We start from the raw sequence: 18,181 nt of genomic DNA on the forward strand, positions 1-18,181 counted from the left end.
GATGGCTCATGCCACGATCCGCGACGTTGCGCGCGAGGCTGCGGTGTCCGTGGCTTCGGTGTCGCGCGTGCTGAACGGGCATGAGAACGTCCGGCCGGCGCTGCGTCAGCGGGTCGAGGCGGCAGCTGCGACGCTGGGCTACGTGATGCACGCTGGCGCGCGCAATCTCAGTCTTGCCCGGGCGAACGCGATCGGAGTGGTGCTGCCGGACCTGCACGGCGAATTTTTCTCCGAAGTACTGCGCGGCATGGATCGCGCTGCGTCAGAATGTGGACTGCAGCTGCTGCTATCGAACATGCATCATGATCCGCGACGTGCGGTCGAGGCGCTGCGGACGATGCGCGGACGCGTCGACGGCATGATCGTCATGGCGCCGCACGTCGATCCGGAGCATCTCGCGGGACAGCTTCCGCCTAGCGTGCCTACGGTCCTCATCAACTGCGCCGGTCACAGTGAACAACGCGCCGAAATCCGCGTGGACAACTTCGGCGGGGCGGTCGCGATGACGCGTCACCTGATCGCCACCGGCTGCCGGCGCATCGTCCACCTCTCGGGGCCACTGGGCAACAGCGAGGCGCAGGAGCGGGCGCGCGGCTATACGGCCGCGATCGCCGAGGTGCCCGGCCTTGCCGCGCGCGTGATCCCGGGAGACTTCCACGAAGCCTCGGGCGTGGCCGCCGCCGAGACGCTTCTGCAAGGCATCGACGCGGTCGATGGCATATTCGCTGCCAACGACATGATGGCGCTCGGCGTCATGGTCACGCTGCGTGAGGCCGGGATCGCAGTTCCCGACCGGATCGCCATCGGCGGCTTCGACGATATCCCGCTCGCCCGGATGGTGTCGCCCGCGCTCACGACGATGCGCGTCGACATCGCTAGTATCGGGGCGCGCGCAGTCGTCCGGCTGACCGAGCTGATCGCCAGCGACGGCGACGGTCCGCTTGAGGTCAGCCTGCCCGAGCTCGTGCCGCGAGCCACCACACGACAGGGCTGAATCGAACAGAAACATCCGGAAAGCCGGACGCAACAGGGGAATGACAATGAAGATCAAGATGCTACGATTGGCACTCTCTAGCGCGACCGCACTCACTGCCGTGGTTGCAGCGAGTGCGCCCGCCTACGCTCAGACCACCACCGGATCGATCCGCGGCAAGGCAACCGCGTCGACCGGGACGGGCGCGGCTGGCGCGAGCGTCACGGCCGTCAGCCAGGCGACCAACCAGACGCTGCGCGCAACGACCGACCCGAACGGCAACTACTCGCTCAACGGCCTGCGTCCAGGCCAGTACACAATCGCGATCACGGCAGCGAACGGCGAGACGTTCGAACGCGACGTGATCATCGCGGTGGGCCAGTCGGCGACCCTCGACGCGACCCTGACCGCCGCGCCGGCGGCGGGCGCCGAACCGTCCGCCGACGCCGCACCGACACGCGACATCGTGGTGCAGGGCAGCCGTCTCGTCGAGACTAAGACCAGCGAGATCGCGACCAACATCAGCCAGCAGCAGATCCGCACCCTGCCGCAGACCGATCGGAACTTCCTTTCGTTCGCCGCCCTCGCCCCCGGCGTCACCTATGTCGACAGCGAAACCAACAAGGGCATCCAGTCGGGCGCATCCACGCGCAGCCAGGTCAACGTGTTCATCGACGGCGTCAGCCTGAAGAACCAGGTGCTCGACGGCGGCATCGCCGGTCAGCAGGACAGTCGCGGCAACCCGTTCGGCCAGCTTGCGATCGGCGAGTTCCGCGTGCTGACGCAGAACTACAAGGCGGAGTACGAGCAGGCCGGCGCCGCCGTCATCACGGCGGTGACGAAGTCCGGCACCAACCAGTTCCACGGCGAGGCGTTCGGCCAGTATACCGGCAAGGGCCTGACCGAGAAGGCGTACATAGACAAGCGCGACGGCAACCCCGAACCTTCATTCACGCGCAAGCAGTATGGCGCCTCGCTCGGCGGCCCGATCATCAAGGACAAGCTGTTCTTCTTCGGCGCCTACGAAGGCAACGATCAGGATCGTGCGTTCAACGTGCGGCTCGGCAATCGCACCGCCACCAACCTGGCGCAGTTCGGCCAGTACGAGGGCACCTACGTCAGCCCGTTCCGCGGCGACTTCTTCTTCGGCAAGCTGACGTTCACGCCGGACGCACACCAAGTGTTCGACCTGTCGTATTCAAAGCGGACGGAGACGGACATCCAAGGCTTCGGCAACGGCCAGAACGTCGCCTACTCGGCCGCCGAGAACAAGAAGAACACCGTCGACACCTATGACTACAAATGGACGTACACGGGCGCCGACTTCATCAACCAGTTCGACGCCAGCTATCTGAACTACGTCTACAACCCGACCTCGCTCAATCCGAACGAGTCGACGTTCATCTACAACGGCGTCATCACGTTCGGCGGCAAGAACGCGAGCCAGCGCATCAACCAGCAGAGCTACACGCTGCGCGACGACGTGACCTACAGCGGCCTCGACGGCCACGTCTTCAAGGCGGGCATCAAGCTGGCGTTCCAGGACTACGATTTCCAGAAGCTGTTCTACGTCCAGCCGACCTATACCTATGACATCAACACCGCCAACGGCACCGATTTCAGCTTCCCCGCGCAGGCGCAGCTCGGTGTCGGCAACACGCATATCGGGGCACGCAACTCGCAGCTCGGCGTGTTCGGACAGGACGATTGGGACATTACCGACAAGCTCCAGCTCAACCTTGGTCTCCGCTGGGACTACGAATCGAACATGAACAACAACAAATATGCCACGCCTGCCAACGCTGCCGCGTTGCTCGCTCAGCTGCCGCAAACCTACTACTACAATCCCAAGGACTACATCGCCACCGGTCGGAACCGTCCGGCATACCTAAAGATGTTCCAGCCGCGCATCGGCTTCTCCTACGACTTCAAGGACGACCAGACGACGGTGCTGTTCGGCGGCTATGGCCGCTATTACGATCGCAACGTGTTCAACAACACGCTGGATGAACAGTACCGCCTGCAATATTCGATCTACAACTTCTACTTCTCAAAGAACGGCGGCGTGAACGTCAATGGCAATCAGACCGTCGCATGGGATCCGAAGTATCTGACGCGCGACGGACTGCTCGACCTCTTGGCGACGGGCACCACCGGGCGCCCGCAGCTGTTCGCCGTGAAGAACGATACCAAGCCGCCGGTGACCGATCAGTTCAGCCTAGGGCTGCGCCAGAAGGTAGGCATCTTCCGCACCAGCTTGACCGCCAGCTACATCCGCGGGCGCAACGGCTACACGACTCTCTGGGCCACGCGTAAGAACAACGGCCTCGGCGACTGCTGCGACACCGCGCTGGCCAACAGCTACGGCTACGACAACGTGCTGATCGGCTATGACGGGCTCGATACCCGCTACAAGGCGATCTACTTCACCATCGACAAGGACTATACCCAGGCATCGCACTGGGGCGTGAACATTAACTACACGCTCTCCAAGGGCGAGCAGAACGGCGGTGACCTGTTCAGCCTCGATGGCGTGACTCCGGATGCCTACGGCTGGCGTCCACGTGCCGGCGACGAACGTCACCACGTCGTCGTCTCCAGCATCGTCGACCTTCCATTCGGATTCCAGTTCTCAACTCTGTCCACGTTCGGGAGCGGCCAGGCATTTCAAGTGTTCGATGCTACCAACCCAGTCCGCAACGTCATCCGGTCCGCGTATCCCCAGAAGAACTGCATCGGCGGTGTCTTCGCCTACTGCGAGGTCAATCTGACGCTCCAGAACAAGGTCAAGCTGTTCGGATCGCATGAGGTGAGCGTCGCGGTCGACCTGTTCAACGCGTTCAACAACAAGAACTTCTCAGGCTTCGACGGATACGTGAACAACCAGCAGGTGACCGACGCCACCGGCACGCACGCCGCCGATCCGCTCAACCCGGCGAACGCGCAGAACGCGACCACCACGCTCACGCTGCCGAGACGCATCCAGTTCCGCGTCGGCTACCGCTTCTAGTTCCTCACATCGGGTGGGCGGCACCGTGCCGCCCACCCTGCAGCGCGTCACGAACAAGGAGCGTAGATGCTCGACCGACGACATTTCCTCGGGACCGGCGGCCTGTTGCTCGCCGGCCTCTCCAGCGGATGCGCGACGATGCCGCACCAGCCGGCGAGCACAGCGCCGGTGGACAACCTCATCACCGGTCTTCAGGAGCGCACGTTTCGATTCTTCTGGGACACGACCGATCCAGCAAACGGCCTCGCGCCGGATCGCTGGCCAACGCCGAGCTTCGCCTCCATCGCTGCGGTCGGCTTCGCGCTCACGGCCTATCCAATCGGCGTCGCCCACGGTTGGATCACGCGCGAACAGGCCCGGCAACGCACGCTCGCCACCCTCACCTTCTTCGCGAACGCGCCGCAGGGCAAGGACCCGACCGGGTTCAGCGGCTACAAGGGCTTCTTCTATCATTTCCTCGGCACGACCAAAGGCCAGCGGTTCGCGCGCAGCGAATTGTCTACGATCGACACCGCGCTGCTGCTCGCCGGCGTGCTGTTCGCGCAGAGCTGGTTCGATGGCGAACACCCGGAGGAAGCGCGCATCCGCAGGCTTGCCGACCAGCTCTATGGCGCGGTGGAGTGGGACTGGATCACGCCGCGCGCGCCCTTCGTGGCGATGGGATGGCATCCCGAAACGGGCTTCATCCCGAGCGACTGGAACATCTACAACGAGAGTCTGATCCTCTACATCCTCGCGCTGGGGTCACCGACGCATCCGCTGCCGCCGGACACCTGGGCGAAGTGGACGGCGCGCTTCGATCCGTCGTGGGACACGTCGACCATCGACAACTACTTCACCGGGTTCGCGCCGCTGTTCGGCCACCAGTACAGCCAGATTTGGATCGACTTCCGCGGCATGGTGGACGATTACTCCAAGCGCCGCGGGATCACCTACTTCGAGAACAGCAAGCGCGCGACCTATGCGCAGCAGCGCTATGCGATCGCCAATGCCGGCAAGTTCGCCGGCTACGGCGCCGATGTCTGGGGGCTTACCGCCTGCGATGGGCCGGGAGATTTCAAGCGCACCATCGGCGGCACGCCGTACGAGTTCTTCAGCTATTCCGCGCGCGGGCCCGGCGACCGCGACGACGGCACGATAGCTCCTACCGCCGCGCTCGGCTCGATCGCGTTCGCGCCGGGCACGCCGTACGAGTTCTTCAGCTATTCCGCGCGCGGGCCCGGCGACCGCGACGACGGCACGATAGCTCCTACCGCCGCGCTCGGCTCGATCGCGTTCGCGCCCGAGATCGTGGTGCCAACCGCGCAGGCGATGGTCGCGCGCTACGGCCGCGCCATCTACGGCAAATACGGCTTTCTCGACGCCTTCAACCCGACGCTGACCGATCCCGCCGCACCCCTGCTGCACGGCCAGATCGTCCCCGGCATCGGATGGGTCGACAAGGACTATCTCGGCATCGATCAGGGTCCGATCGTTGCGATGATCGAGAACTGGCGCAGCGGGATGATCTGGAGGACCATGCGCCGCAATCCGCACATCCGGCGCGGACTGGAACGTGCCGGATTCACCGGCGGATGGCTGGCGTGATGGCCGTCGTCGCCGCGCCGGCGGTCGCGGTGGAGGCGACCACGCTCGACGGGTTCGAGGCTACCACGCCTTGGACCGCTAGCGCGTCCGATGGCGTCTCCGCGCACTTGGCCGCGGTCGCGGGCGCCACGGGGCACGCGCTGCGGCTCAATTACGACTTCGCGCAGGTTTCAGGCTATGCGTTCGTGCGGCGCACGCTGCCGATCGACTGGCCTGCCGATTTCGAGATGACCCTGAAGGTTCGCGGCACAGGCGGCGTCAACGATCTCCAGATCAAGTTCGTCGATGCGAGCGGCACCAACGTCTGGTGGTACCGCCGCGCCAACTTCCGCGCGAGCGCCGAATGGCAGACGGTGCGCATCCGCCCCCGCGACCTCAGCTTCGCCTGGGGGCCGAGCGTGGACAGGACGCTACGTCGCACGCAAACGATGGAAATCGTGCTTGCCCGTGGTCGGGACGGCGGTGCCGGCGACCTCGAGGTGGACGATCTGACGCTGACGACGCTGCCGCCGCCGCGCCCGTTGCCGCCGGTGCACGCGAGCGATCCGCGCGCGACCGACGGCGATCGCGCAACGGCATGGGTCGCGCGCGGCGGCGACGCGCTGACGCTCGATTTCGGCGGCCGCAAGGCGCTCGGCGGTCTGATGCTCGACTGGGCGCCAGGTGCCGCGGCGACACGCTACGCGATCGACGTGTCCGACGATGGGCGGACGTGGCGCCGGGTCCGCGAGGTCACCGCAGGCGATGGCGGGAGCGATCCGATCGCGCTTGCCGACACCGAGACCCGCTATCTACGGATCGTCCTGCCGTCGGGCGCGGCGCCGGCGCGCCTCTCCGAGCTAGCGGTCGAGCCGCCAGCCTTCGCAGAGACCCCTAACGCGTTCATCGCCGCGCTGGCCAACACGTCGTCACGCGGCAGCTATCCGCGCGGGTTCTCCGGCGAACAGCCCTACTGGACGCTTGTCGGTACCGACGGCGGCACTCAGTCCGGCCTGATCGGCGAGGATGGCGCGATCGAGGTCGCCAAGGGTGGCTTCTCGATCGAGCCCTTCGTCGTCGCGGACGGCCATGTCTTCACGTGGGCAGACGTGACATCGCGCCAGTCGCTGAAGGACGGCTACCTGCCGATGCCGCAGGTGACTTGGTCTTCGCCGGGCTGGACGCTTGCCACCATGCTTTTCGCGGACACGCGTGCGCCCCGTCTGATGGCGGCGTGGCGTCTGACCAATACGGGCGCGACGCGTCGCACTCTGCGCCTGCTGCTCGCAGTCCGGCCCTTCCAGGTCAATCCTCCGGCGCAGTTCCTCAGCCAGCAGGGCGGCGTGAGCCCGATCTCCGCAATCACGTGGAACGGCGAGCGACTGGCCGTCACCAGTCCACCCGTGATCGACGGCGACGCGGCAACCATGCGTACGGTCCGGCCGGTCGTCAGGCCGACTGCGGTCACCGCGCGCCCGTTGGATCAGGGCGCGCTGATGATCACTCCAACGCCGACGGGTGCGTCTAGCGCTAGAGATCCGACTGGCCTGGCTTCCGCAACGCTCGCCTACGATCTCACCCTTGCGCCCGGCGAGAGCCGCGACATTCCGGTGGTGCTTCCTTTCGCCGGCGAAGGCTATGCGGTTGACCACGCTGCATTCGACACCGCCCGCGAGACTACCGCGCAGGATTGGCGGCGAAAGCTCGGCCACGTCATCATCACCGTGCCACCCGCGAAGCAGCCGATCGCGGACACGGTTCGCACCGCCCTCGCGCACATCCTGATTAGCAGAGACGGTCCGGCATTGAAGCCTGGCACCCGCTCCTACGATCGTAGCTGGATCCGCGATGGCGCGATGATGTCGGACACGTTGCTGCGGCTCGGCGTGACATCCCCTGCCCGAGCCTTCGCGGACTGGTACGGCACCAAACTGTTCGCGAATGGCAAGGTGCCGTGCTGCGTCGACGCGCGCGGAGCCGATCCGGTGCCCGAGAACGACGCGCCGGGCGAGTACATCCACCTCGTCACGCAGCTCTACCGCTTCACGCATGATCACGCCGCGCTCACACGGGACTGGCCCCGGCTCGATGCCGCTCGCCGCTTCATGGACACGCGACGCCTGTCCGAACGTACGCCTGCGAATCGCAGCGGAGACGGAGCGCTAGGCTACGGACTGATGCCGCCGTCGATCAGTCATGAAGGCTATTCCGCGCAGGCCCAGTACAGCCTCTGGGACGATTTCTGGGCCATCACCGGCTACAAGGACGCGACCTTCGCCTCGCGAGCACTCGGCAAGCCTGAAGCGGATGAGATCGATCAAGCCCGCAAGCAGTTCGTCGGCGACGTGCACGCCGCGATCAGCGCGGCTGCAGCGCGTTGGCGGATCGACTACATCCCTGGCGCGACCAGCGTCGGGGATTTCGACGCAACCTCCACGACGATCGCGCTGGATCCGGCCGGCGAACAGGATGCGTTGGACCCTGCGCTGCTCCGGCACACGTTCGAGCGTCAGTGGGATCGCGTGACAGCGCGCACCGCTGCGGGCGCGGATTGGAGCGACTACACGCCGTACGAACTGCGCAACGTCTCCGCCTTCATACGCCTGGGCTGGCGCGCGCGCGCGAACCGGCTGCTCGACGGCTACATGGCGGACCGGCGTCCCGCGGCGTGGAACGGCTGGGCCGAAGTCGTCGGGCGACGTCCCCGTGAGGTCCGCTTCATCGGCGACATGCCTCACGCATGGGTCGCCTCGGACTTCATCCGGGCAGCGCTCGACATGTTCGCCTATGCGCGCGCGCCCGACGAGGCGATCGTGATCGCCGCAGGACTCGATGCGGGATGGCTGACGGGGGCGGGATCGAGCGTCCGGGGGTTGGTGACGCCCTACGGCAGCCTTGGCGTCTCGGTGAGCGGAAGCGCTGAGCGGCTGCGAGTTCATCTTGCTGGGACTGCCAAGCCACCTGGAGGATTCGTCATCCCGCTGCCAAATGCGGGACTTGCGGCGACTGCTACCGTCGACGGCAGTCCGACTTCGACGACTAACGGGGCTGTCGTGATTGCAGCCGATGGGAAGTCCCACAGCGTCGTGATCCAGACGCAGCGCGGAACGCCAATCAGACTGCCTAGGTCGAGGTAGTTCATATCCAGTGCTGGTCTGGCCGCATAAGGATCTACAAGCCTTGGCTGACGGACCAGCCACTCCCGCCCGCGCTGCGGGATTGAACGACCTCCGCCACTTCTCGACCGTCACGGTAATCACGAACTGTCGAAGGTGGGAAGCGCCAGCGCCTGCTTCCGATCACAGCAACGACTGCTATACCGGGTTTGGCGCTTCGCACCGTTCGGTCACTCCGCGGCGGCGCAACTCGTTGTTCGCGCCGTACCGGATGTCCACGTCGCGATCGCGCACGAAGGCGGACAGCGCCTCATCGCTTAAATCTCTCCAAGGGCGTCTGCGGTCAGGCCCGGACATCTCTTGGACCGGATCGGCACGGTCCTGGCGAGGGCGGCGGAAGTGGTCACGTCCCGAGATCGTTGGTGGCACCTGCCGCCCGCCGGACGACCCGCTACCAGCTTGCCGCCCGCTCAGGCGCTCTGATGAAAGCCCTAGTGTCTTCGTAGCCGGATCCACCGGGGTGGCGTGGAGATCGGAAGCGACCGAGGCGTCTCGTCGGCGTTGCTCGGCCGTTCAGGCTTTCGCACCATTCTCAGCCATGCCGGCGTCCAGCAGCTTCATAGATCGCTTCTTTCGATCGCCGTTCCTGGCCTAAGTGGCGGCACCCTCGTCAGGCGGCGAGGCGCAGCCTGTTCCGCCCCGACGATTTAGCGGCGTACAGGGCCTCGTCAGCCGCACGGTAGACCGAACCGCTGTCGGCGTCGGGCGAGATCGGGGCCACACCAAAGCTCGCGGTCACCCGAACTTTCTGGCCAGAGATAGAAGACGACGCTCGCCCCTGCCGCCGCGACGTCGGCAACACGCTTCTCCATGTAGAAGGCTTCGAGATCCTTGATGGAGTAGGAACGGATCTGTCGCACCTGGTGCGGGGGGTCGGTGGAAAATGGTTTGCTGATCCCGCCTTCCACTTCGGAAAAAGCCGGCGGGCGTGATCGACCATGCTCAGGAGCGAAATCAACCGGGCGAAGCGGCGGAACCTGCAAGCAGGCCTCCATCGATGTTGACTTCCGTCCCAGTCACGTAGGTCGCCTCATCTGAAGCGAGTGTCACGGCGATGGCCGCCACCTCGTCCGGCATCCCGAACCTTTTCAGCGGCGTATCCGCGACGAGCGCTCGCATCTTCCCGTTACGGCCGGGACCGCTTCCTAGCATCGGTTCCCAGATCGAAGTGAGGATGGCTGCCGGGTGAATGGAGTTGCAGCGAATCTGCCAACCTTGTTGAGCGCAATAGAGTGCAACCGTCTTGCTGTGGTTGCGAATCGCGGCCTTGGACGAGGCGTACGCCGCAGCGCCGGGGATGCCGACCAACCCAGAGCGCGAGGATATATTGATGATCGATCCCGTTCCCGCCCCCTTCATCGCGCCGATCGCATAGCGACAGCCGAGAAACGTTCCATCAAGGTTGACCCGATGGACCTCGCGCCAATCCGCTAGGCTGGCGTGTTCCGGGTCGTGGGGCACCAGACCCGCTTCGAACCCCGTAACGCCCGCATTGTTGACCACGACGTCGGCGACAGGAACGATCCCGGCCAGCCGCGACCAGTCGGCCTCCTCGCGCACATCGACACGTTCGAACCGACAGCCGATCTCGGCGGCAGTAGCGGCCCCCATGGCTTCGTCTATGTCGGTGACGATGACGACCGCGCCTTCGTTATGGAAGCTCGTCGCGATGGCGCGGCCGATGCCACGCGCAGCGCCGGTGACGACGCACGTCTTATTGCTCAGTCTTTTCATGATGATCTCGAGATAGAGCCCAGTCGGCGGATTGCTCCGCTGGCGATTGTCTTGCCCCTAGGGGTGACGCTGGATCATTTCGAAGAACTCTTGAGGATGGCGTGATCTAACTGGTTGCGCCGCCGACCGCAACTTCCAACACCGCGCTGTCCTACATTTCGCGCGATGGCACTCGCCTTGGCCAGTCTGAGTTGGAAGCGTCTTCAACCCTACCGCCGATCAAACATCGTCGGCTCGCTTTCTCGCAACAGGGCATGCACCAGCCGCATCCTTATCGTCGAGCGCGACCAGACGATGCCGATGCGGCGACCGATCCTCCGCTCGGGCAGAGGTAGCCTTACCACATCGATGCCTTCGAGCCATGGTGGCGCCCAGTCCGGCACGAGTGAAACGCCGAGCCCGCGGTCGACCATCATTGCGATCGCATTCAGCGCGTTGAGCTCGAAGCGCTCGTGCGGCATGATCTGCATCTCCTGAAGATAATGCTCCGCCGACCAGCCGCCCCATTGGTCGCGACCGTAGCGGATGAAAGGCTCCTCGCGCAGCAGCGTCAGTGGATCGCTCTCCGCAAGCGCCCGCGGCGCGAGCACAATTAAGGGTTCCTCGCGCAGCAGCAGCCATTCGCACGTCTTCGGCAGCGGATAGGGCGCTTCGAGAACCAGTGCCGCATCAAGCTGGCCGGCTTCTACGCTCGCGAACAACTGCGCCGAACTACCCGACTCGATGTGAACGCGGAGCCGCGGGAACTTCGTGCTGACGCGGGCAAGGATGTCGGGCAGCAACCCGGTCAATGGTGTCGTGCAGGCCCCGAGACGCAATTCGCCCGCGACCGCGTCATCGTGCGCGATGCTGCGCAGATCGCCTGCATCCTGCAGCAGCTTGCGCGCCGGCGGCAGGACCCGGGCGCCCTCCTCCGTCACGCGCATCGTGCGCCCGACCCGGAGCAGCAGCGGCACTCCCAGCTCGCGCTCCAAGACCTGCAGCTGCTGGGCGACGGCGGAAGCGCTGATGTTGAGCGCGCGTGCGGCGGCCGCCATCGACCCATGATCGACGACCGCGACGAAGGTCCTCAGGAAGCCGGTATCGATCGAGGACCCTCCTCCACATGCGTGCCGCCGCCGAAGATCGTGAGTCCATCGAGCGATTGCATGGGCCGAGGGAAAAACCAGCTGGCGAGATAGCCGATGCCGATCGAGGTGGCGATTGCAAGCGCGAGATAGAGATATGGGTGGATCAGCCCGTAGAGCCACACCACCAGCGTGATCGCCGAGGCCACGACGATCCCGATCGCCACGCCCTGCCAATTCGCGCGCCGGGTGAACATGCCGAGCGTATAGGCTCCGGCGCAACTGCCACCGAGCAGGCCGAACAGTTCGATCGTCAGGTCAAGCAGCGAGTGGATGTCAAGGCGCGACAGGATGATCGCGATGGCGATGCCGACCAGTCCGACCCCGACGCTCGCCACCTCGGCGAAGCGCACGATCTGGCGCTCACTGCGATCTGGCACGAAGCGGTCGTAGAAGTCGACCGAGAGCAGCGTGGCGACGCTGTTGATGATGCCCGATAGCGTGCCCATCGCCGCGGCGATCAGACCGGCGATGATAAGGCCGATCACGCCATGCGGTAGTTCGGTGCCGATGAAGGCCGGGAACACCGCGTCGATCGGCAACATCGGGTTCAGCTGGCCGGGTCGCGCATGATAATAAGCGAACAGCATCGTTCCGACGATGTAGAACATGAACGCACTCGGCAGCAGCACGATCGCGAAAAGCCAGATCGACCGGCTTGCCTGCTTCTCCGACGAGGTCGCGAGAACGCGCTGCATCAGCACCTGATCCTTGGGGAACGTCAGCACGACGTCGAACAGAGCCAGCACCAGAAAGCCCCAGATCGTCGGTTGCGTGATGTCGAAGCTGGTGTTGAGCATCCGGGTCTTGTCGAAGGCGGTCGTCGTATCGGCGATCGTGCCGAAGCCGATCGAATAGATGATGAAGCCGATCGCGAAGACCGCGCCGCAGGTCAGCACCAACACTTGAAACACGTCGGTCCAGACCACCGCCCGCATGCCGCCGAGTGCGGTGTAGACGATGGTGAAGAGACCCACGACCAGAATGCAGGCGGTGACGCTCGTGTCGGTGATCGTTCCGATAGCCATGGCGGGAAGAAACAGCACGATCCCCATGCGGCCGCCGACCTGCATCAGGATCCACAGCGCGCTCGACAGCATGCGGATCACCGGGTGGAAGCGCATTTCGAGATAATTGAACACCGAGACGAGATTGAGCCGGCGGAACAGCGGCACGACGAAGATCGCGACGAACATCAGCGCGAAGACCGTCGTGATCTTCGACATGATGTATTCCCAGTCGGTCTCGAAAGCCTTCGCCGGGATCGCGAGATAGCTGATCGAACTGATGCTGCCGGCGAACATGCTGATTCCCGCCGCCCAGAACGGAATTGTGCGAGATCCGAGGAAGAATTCGCTCGACGGACCGCGCTTGGCGAGACGGTAGAAATAGAGTCCGATTCCGAGCATCGCGAAGAGATAGCCGCCGATGATCGTCCAATCGAGCCAGTCGAGCGACCGGCGATCGACCTTCAGCGCAACCGATGCGACGTTGCCTTCGGCCGAAGCCCAGAGGATTCCGTCGTGGAACGGCGCCGCGGCAACCGGCGTGCCCACGAGCGGCCGGCCCAGTGGCGCCCAGGCATCGGTGATCGCGCTGTAGCTGTAGAGTCGGGTTCCTGCGGCATCGTGGAGCAAGTAGAGAAGATAGGCTTGGCCGACGGCGCGCCCCGATCCGGCGACGATCGTTCCCGGCGCTCGCGCGCCCTTGCGCCATCCAGTCGTGCGCTGCCAACGCCACTGATCGCCGCCGGTCAGCGTGATGAAGATCCCCGAGTTCTGCGAAGCGACCGAGGCCGGCGCGGCTTTGCCAGGCCAAGCAGGGATGGCCTGCCAATCGCTCGCGCCCGTCCACGCCAGCCTGAAGAGACGCGGGGAACCGTCGGGGGCAAGCCCCGCGACGAGGACGCCGTCGGACGCGACACCGGCGGTCGCACTGCGCAGCATGATCGGCAGCGGCGGCAGGGTGCGCGGCTGAAGCGCGGCAACCGACCATGTCACTTCGGCGACCGAGCGGGTGACGCCGTCGACGGTATGAAGCGCGACGGCGTGATGCCCGTCGCTGACCAGGCCAGCGCGTTCGATCGGCGCTCCGAGCGCCCGCATGTCAATCGGGCGCCACGCGCCATCTGTCCCAAGCGTCCGGGCCTGCTTCCCCAAAGCGATCGTATGGCCGTCGATCGTCGCGAGCACGGGCGCCGGATCACCACCGCCGATCGGCGACAAGGGCGTGACCACGGTCGAAGTAGGCTGGCTCGCCAGCGCCGGCGTAACCAAAAAGATCAGCGAAAGCGCAACCACGACGGCACGTAGCCATGACGCCCTCATGCCGCTGGCGCCATATCGTCGACCAGCGCGCGGGCGGCCGCGAGCGCCGGTTCGTCGACCATCGCACCCTCGAACACGAACGCGCCGTGCCCCGCTTTGGCAGCCGAGGTCGCGGCCAGCAGCAATCGCCGCGCGCGCGACAGATCGGAGCCGCGATCGAATATCTCATTCGCGATGGCGATCTGGCGTGGATGGATGCAGCTTTTGCCGAGATAACCGAGGCTGCGCGCCATTTGCGCTTCGGCGCGATAGCCTTCGTCGTCGCGCAGGTCGGGCCAGGCGCCGTCATAGGCGAAGACTGGCGACGCCGCCGCGGCAGCGCCGAGCCGGATCGCCCACAAGGCCGAGTGGACATGGCGTTGATCGTGACGCTCCATCCCGAGTGCGGCGAACAGATCGTTCAACCCGACCTGGACCCCCACCACCCGCCGATGCGCGCCTGCGATTTCGGCGACGTTGGCGAGACCGGCTGCCGCTTCGATATTGACCAGAACGTCGGCGGTCACCCGGGCGGCGTCCATCCGCGTGATCGCCCTGCACACGGCCTGCGCTGCGTCCGCCTTCGGCAGGTTAAGAAGATCGACCCGCACCCCCGCCAAGGCGGCGAGATCGTCCGCGAAGTGCGGCGTATCGGCGGCATTCACGCGCACGATCATGCGTTTGGGCGAGGCAGCAACCATGTCCGACTGCAGCACCTTGCGGAGGCGTTCGCGCGCTACCGCCTTGCCGTCCGCGGGCACCGAATCCTCAAGGTCGAACGACAGCGCGTCGGCCTCGCTCGCCAGAGCCTTGGCGAAGAAGTCGGGGCGTGAACACGGCACGAACAGCTTACTGCGCATCGAAAAGACGTCTCCTAACGGCGGTCGTACGCCGCGCCCTCTGGCTTGCGGGCCAAAAGCGTAGCTGCCGAGATCCCTCAGCGAAGCCGCATTGCAACGTGCACTACCATGCTTTCGGACGGTCCGGACCACAGAATTCCTGCGGTGTGAACACAGCCCAGATCGCTTTCTCCCTCACCGCCGTACCCCTACCAAGGCTCAAAATAATAAGGGGAGGATTACCATGCACCGAACATTTCGCCTGACCTATGCCGCTGCACTCTTGTCTAGCGTGGCCTTCCCCGCCTTGGCGCAACAGGCGGGGCCGCAGCCCGCAGAACCGACCCAGGTTCAGGCCGCGGCCGGCAACACGCTCGAGCCCAGCGCGCCCGAGCAGGCCGACGACTCGGCCACGCGGAGCGACATCATCGTGACCGGAAGCCGCTCGCCCAAGGCGGTCGACCACGTCGCCGGAGCGATCACCGTCGTTACCCTCGCCGACGTGCAGCGGTCGCTCACCATCACCGAGGACGCGACGGCCGTCCTGGCGCGCACGGTGCCGGGCTATTCGGAATCGAACCAGTCGCTCAACACGCTTGGCGAAACGATGCGCGGCCGCACGGCGCTGTATCTTTTCGACGGCATTCCTCAATCGACCCCGCTGCGCGACGGAAGCCGCAACGCGACCTTCACCGACATGGCGACGATCGAGCGGATCGAAGTGATCGGGGGGGCGTCGGCCGCGGAGGGCATCGGCGCCGCCGGCGGGATTATCAACTACATCTCGAAGCGCGCGCGCGAGGAAGGCACCCATTTTGGCGTGACCGGGCGCTTTGGCACGCAGTTCGACGACGACAGCGAAAACTACAAGATCGGTGCAACGATCGCGCATAAGTCAGGTGGTCTCGACGTATTCGCCGCGGGGTCCTATTTGACGCGCGGCGTGACGTACGACGCCAACGGCCGGCGGATCGGCATCAGCGCGTCAAGTTCACTCGCCGACTCGAAGCAATATTCGCTGTTCGGCAAGGTCGGCTACAACTTCGGTGAAGGCGACTCCCAGCGCATCGAGGGCGTCGCGAGCTTCTTCTATCTAAAGGCGAACGGCGACTACCACTATGTCGCAGGCGTCCGACCGCCAATCGGCACCAATCAGACGAAGGGCATCCCCGACACCGCCGAGCCCGGCCCGCCCACAGACCCTGTCACGGGACAGCTGCTGTTCAAGCCCGACTTCAACCGTTTTCAGCAATATGCGCTGAACTACAGCAACGCCGACCTGTTCGGCGGCGATCTGGTGGCCACAGCTTATTACGCCAAGCAGGAGATGCGCTTCCCCGGTGACAACGGGATCGACAAGCAGGATCCGCGCATCTCGCCAGGCGTGATCTTCGACCAATCGGAGATCCTGTCGAAGAAGTACGGGCTGCGCACCTCGTACACGCACAAGGATTTCCTGACGAAGGGGTTCGAGCTGCGCTTCGGCGTCGACATCGTTCACGACCAAACGCAGCAGTTCCTCGCGGTCACCAACCGCGTCTGGGTGCCGCCGATGAACTATCTGAGCTTCGGACCCTATGCGCAGCTGAGCTACGACATCGGCCCGGTGACGCTGAGCGGCGGCTGGCGTCACGAGGACGGCACCGTCAAGGTCAACGACTACACAACCACCTATTATCGCAACAGCCGCTTCGTGAAAGGCGGCAAGATCCGGTACAAGGAGGACCTCTTCAACGGCAGCGGCATCGTGCGACTGGGCCATGGCTTCTCCGCCTTCGCCAGTTACGGCGAGGGCTTCACCCTCCCGAACTTCGGCATTCCGCTCCGCAACGTGAGCGTCCCCAACCAGAGCGTTGAAACCCTGCTGCCGGATCTGCAGGCGGTGATATTCCGGAACAAGGAAATCGGACTCAACTGGCGCGGTCGCCGGGGCAGCGCGGGCGTATCCTACTATCAGTCGAAGTCCGATCTCGGCGCCGGCCTGCTGGTTGATCCCGTCACGAAGGATTACGTCATCAGTCGCCGCCCGCAGAACATCTACGGCTTCGACTTCAGTGCCGAATTCCGCCCTATGGACACCTTGCGCCTGAACGCGCTCTTCAGCCACGTGATCGGAAAGACCACCTCGGCGAACGGCGTGACCAGCCCGGTCAACGTGCCGCTCGGCATCCTCAACATAGCACCTGACAAGGCAACAGAGACGATCACCTGGCAGTTCGTGCCCGCCGCGTCGGTCTCGCTCGGCGCGACGACCTTCATCAGTCGAAACCTGCCCCAGATCAAGGAGTACACGCACGGCTACACGCTGTTCGACCTCACGGCGAACTACAGGGTGAAGAACCTCGCGACCTTCTCGCTCGGCATCGAGAACATGTTCAACAAGTTCTATTTCCTGCAATCGTCGCAGATCGACATCTACCAGAACTACTTCGCCGGTCGCGGCCGCACCGTCTCGCTGACGGTCCATCGCGATTTCTGAGCGGATGGAGGACATGCGGCCCGAAACCCGAAGCACTGCCGTGGTACTAGTCGCCGGATCCGCCAACGTGGACTTCGTCGTCCGCGCGGCGCGCATCCCGCGACCGGGCGAGACGATCCTCGGCGGCGACCTGAACGTCGTTCCGGGCGGCAAGGGCGCAAACCAAGCGGTCGCCGCGGCGCGTGCCGGCGGCGTGGCGACCGCAATGCTGCTCGCGGTCGGGCAGGACGATCTCGCTCCGCTGCTGACCGCTTCGCTCGAGAAGGCGGGCGTGCGGCTACATCTGCGCCAATCGCAACGTGCGACGGGCGCGGCGCTGATAACCGTGTCGGACGACGCCGAGAACGCGATCACCGTCGCACCGGGCGCCAATGGCGACCTGGCGGCGGAGGACCTTCCGGATCTGGCCGGCATCGCCTGGATCGTGCTGCAGCTCGAAACACCGATCGCGACGGTCCAAGCCTACGCCGCCGCCGCGCGTTCGCACGGGGTCGAAGTGATGCTCAATGCGGCACCAGCCCAGGCCCTGCCCGCTTCCCTGCTGAGCATGATCGATCTGCTCGTCGTCAACGAAGACGAACTCAGCGCGCTGGTGGGCGACGACGGGACGATCGCCGACCGGCTGTCGCGAACGGGCGTCGCGACAAGCGTGGTGACGCTCGGTGGGCGCGGCGCGTGCGCGCACGCCGATGGCGCCATACGGCTGCAGCCGGCGTTCGCAGTCACACCGATCGATACCACCGCCGCCGGTGACACCTTCTGCGGTACATTGGCCGCGGGCCTCGCCGAGGGACGAGACCTTCCCAGCGCGCTTGCCGGCGCCGCGGCGGCGGCGGCGCTCGCCACGACCCGCGCCGGCGCGCAGGCGAGCATCCCGACACGCGCCGAAGTCGACGCATTCCTGAGCGAGCCGCGACACGCCAATGCCTCCGGGCTCGCCGCCTATTGCGGCATCGCCCAAGCGCAGTGAA

At 65.2% G+C, this 18,181-nt stretch carries 12 protein-coding genes; 6 read left to right on the forward strand and 6 right to left on the reverse strand.

Annotated features, from left to right (window positions below; translation table 11 throughout):
• Window position 1 precedes the first annotated feature (1 nt).
• The 4 genes from L8F97_RS18485 (at window position 2) to L8F97_RS18500 (ending at window position 8,686) form a co-directional block, all read left to right on the forward strand.
• Window positions 2-994, forward strand: coding sequence for a LacI family DNA-binding transcriptional regulator (locus L8F97_RS18485; RefSeq protein WP_242153639.1), 993 nt, complete (start codon window positions 2-4; stop codon window positions 992-994).
• A 46-nt stretch (window positions 995-1,040) separates the two neighbouring features.
• The gene (locus tag L8F97_RS18490) at window positions 1,041-3,983 is read left to right on the forward strand and encodes a carboxypeptidase regulatory-like domain-containing protein (protein WP_242153640.1); all 2,943 of its coding nucleotides are present in this window, start codon (window positions 1,041-1,043) and stop codon (window positions 3,981-3,983) included.
• A gap of 66 nt (window positions 3,984-4,049) precedes the next feature.
• Window positions 4,050-5,570, forward strand: coding sequence for a glucoamylase family protein (locus L8F97_RS18495; protein ID WP_242153641.1), 1,521 nt, complete (start codon window positions 4,050-4,052; stop codon window positions 5,568-5,570).
• On the forward strand, window positions 5,570-8,686 hold the full coding sequence (locus L8F97_RS18500) for a discoidin domain-containing protein (RefSeq protein WP_242153642.1): 3,117 nt from the start codon (window positions 5,570-5,572) through the stop codon (window positions 8,684-8,686). The genes L8F97_RS18495 and L8F97_RS18500 overlap by 1 nt, the downstream gene beginning before the upstream one ends.
• Window positions 8,687-9,335: 649 nt before the next feature.
• On the opposite strand, the gene L8F97_RS22875 is transcribed toward L8F97_RS18500, so the two are convergent.
• From L8F97_RS22875 to L8F97_RS18530, 6 genes are all read right to left on the reverse strand, one after another.
• Window positions 9,336-9,446 carry a hypothetical protein gene (locus L8F97_RS22875; RefSeq protein ID WP_242153715.1) on the reverse strand — a complete coding sequence of 37 codons (111 nt, stop codon included), beginning with the start codon at window positions 9,444-9,446 and terminating at the stop codon, window positions 9,336-9,338.
• The gene (locus tag L8F97_RS18510; RefSeq protein ID WP_242153723.1) at window positions 9,394-9,708 is read right to left on the reverse strand and encodes a hypothetical protein; all 315 of its coding nucleotides are present in this window, start codon (window positions 9,706-9,708) and stop codon (window positions 9,394-9,396) included. Before L8F97_RS18510 ends, L8F97_RS22875 begins: the two co-directional genes overlap by 53 nt.
• Window positions 9,680-10,459, reverse strand: coding sequence for an SDR family oxidoreductase (locus L8F97_RS18515; protein ID WP_242153643.1), 780 nt, complete (start codon window positions 10,457-10,459; stop codon window positions 9,680-9,682). The genes L8F97_RS18510 and L8F97_RS18515 overlap by 29 nt, the downstream gene beginning before the upstream one ends.
• 209 nt (window positions 10,460-10,668) lie before the next feature.
• Window positions 10,669-11,496, reverse strand: coding sequence for a LysR substrate-binding domain-containing protein (locus L8F97_RS18520; RefSeq protein WP_242153644.1), 828 nt, complete (start codon window positions 11,494-11,496; stop codon window positions 10,669-10,671).
• 32 nt (window positions 11,497-11,528) lie between these two features.
• Entirely contained in the window at window positions 11,529-13,913 is a 2,385-nt protein-coding gene (locus tag L8F97_RS18525; protein WP_242153645.1) for a sodium:solute symporter, read from the reverse strand.
• Window positions 13,910-14,752, reverse strand: a complete 843-nt coding sequence (locus L8F97_RS18530) for an HpcH/HpaI aldolase/citrate lyase family protein (RefSeq protein WP_242153646.1) — start codon at window positions 14,750-14,752, stop codon at window positions 13,910-13,912. The genes L8F97_RS18525 and L8F97_RS18530 overlap by 4 nt, the downstream gene beginning before the upstream one ends.
• Window positions 14,753-14,975: 223 nt before the next feature.
• On the opposite strand from L8F97_RS18530, the gene L8F97_RS18540 reads away from it, so the two are divergent.
• Together L8F97_RS18540 and L8F97_RS18545 are read left to right on the forward strand one after the other, a co-directional pair.
• Window positions 14,976-17,210: a TonB-dependent receptor domain-containing protein gene (locus tag L8F97_RS18540; RefSeq protein WP_277925071.1), complete on the forward strand. Its 2,235-nt coding sequence runs from the start codon at window positions 14,976-14,978 to the stop codon at window positions 17,208-17,210.
• Between the two features lie 13 nt (window positions 17,211-17,223).
• Window positions 17,224-18,180, forward strand: coding sequence for a ribokinase (locus L8F97_RS18545; RefSeq protein WP_277925072.1), 957 nt, complete (start codon window positions 17,224-17,226; stop codon window positions 18,178-18,180).
• Window position 18,181 lies beyond the last annotated feature (1 nt).

The sequence above is a fragment of the Sphingomonas sp. BAUL-RG-20F-R05-02 genome (genome assembly GCF_022662305.1).
Lineage (GTDB): Bacteria > Pseudomonadota > Alphaproteobacteria > Sphingomonadales > Sphingomonadaceae > Sphingomonas.

Excerpts from the sequence above, each read along its gene's own strand:
- L8F97_RS18525 (WP_242153645.1), bottom strand. The coding sequence starts at position 13,913 with ATGAGGGCGTCATGGCTACGTGCCGTCGTGGTTGCGCTTTCGCTGATC.
- L8F97_RS18500 (WP_242153642.1), top strand. The coding sequence starts at position 5,570 with ATGGCCGTCGTCGCCGCGCCGGCGGTCGCGGTGGAGGCGACCACGCTC.
- L8F97_RS18495 (WP_242153641.1), top strand. The coding sequence starts at position 4,050 with ATGCTCGACCGACGACATTTCCTCGGGACCGGCGGCCTGTTGCTCGCC.
- L8F97_RS18520 (WP_242153644.1), bottom strand. The coding sequence starts at position 11,496 with ATGGCGGCCGCCGCACGCGCGCTCAACATCAGCGCTTCCGCCGTCGCC.
- L8F97_RS18490 (WP_242153640.1), top strand. The coding sequence starts at position 1,041 with ATGAAGATCAAGATGCTACGATTGGCACTCTCTAGCGCGACCGCACTC.
- L8F97_RS18515 (WP_242153643.1), bottom strand. The coding sequence starts at position 10,459 with ATGAAAAGACTGAGCAATAAGACGTGCGTCGTCACCGGCGCTGCGCGT.
- L8F97_RS18540 (WP_277925071.1), top strand. The coding sequence starts at position 14,976 with ATGCACCGAACATTTCGCCTGACCTATGCCGCTGCACTCTTGTCTAGC.
- L8F97_RS18530 (WP_242153646.1), bottom strand. The coding sequence starts at position 14,752 with ATGCGCAGTAAGCTGTTCGTGCCGTGTTCACGCCCCGACTTCTTCGCC.
- L8F97_RS18545 (WP_277925072.1), top strand. The coding sequence starts at position 17,224 with ATGCGGCCCGAAACCCGAAGCACTGCCGTGGTACTAGTCGCCGGATCC.
- L8F97_RS18485 (WP_242153639.1), top strand. The coding sequence starts at position 2 with ATGGCTCATGCCACGATCCGCGACGTTGCGCGCGAGGCTGCGGTGTCC.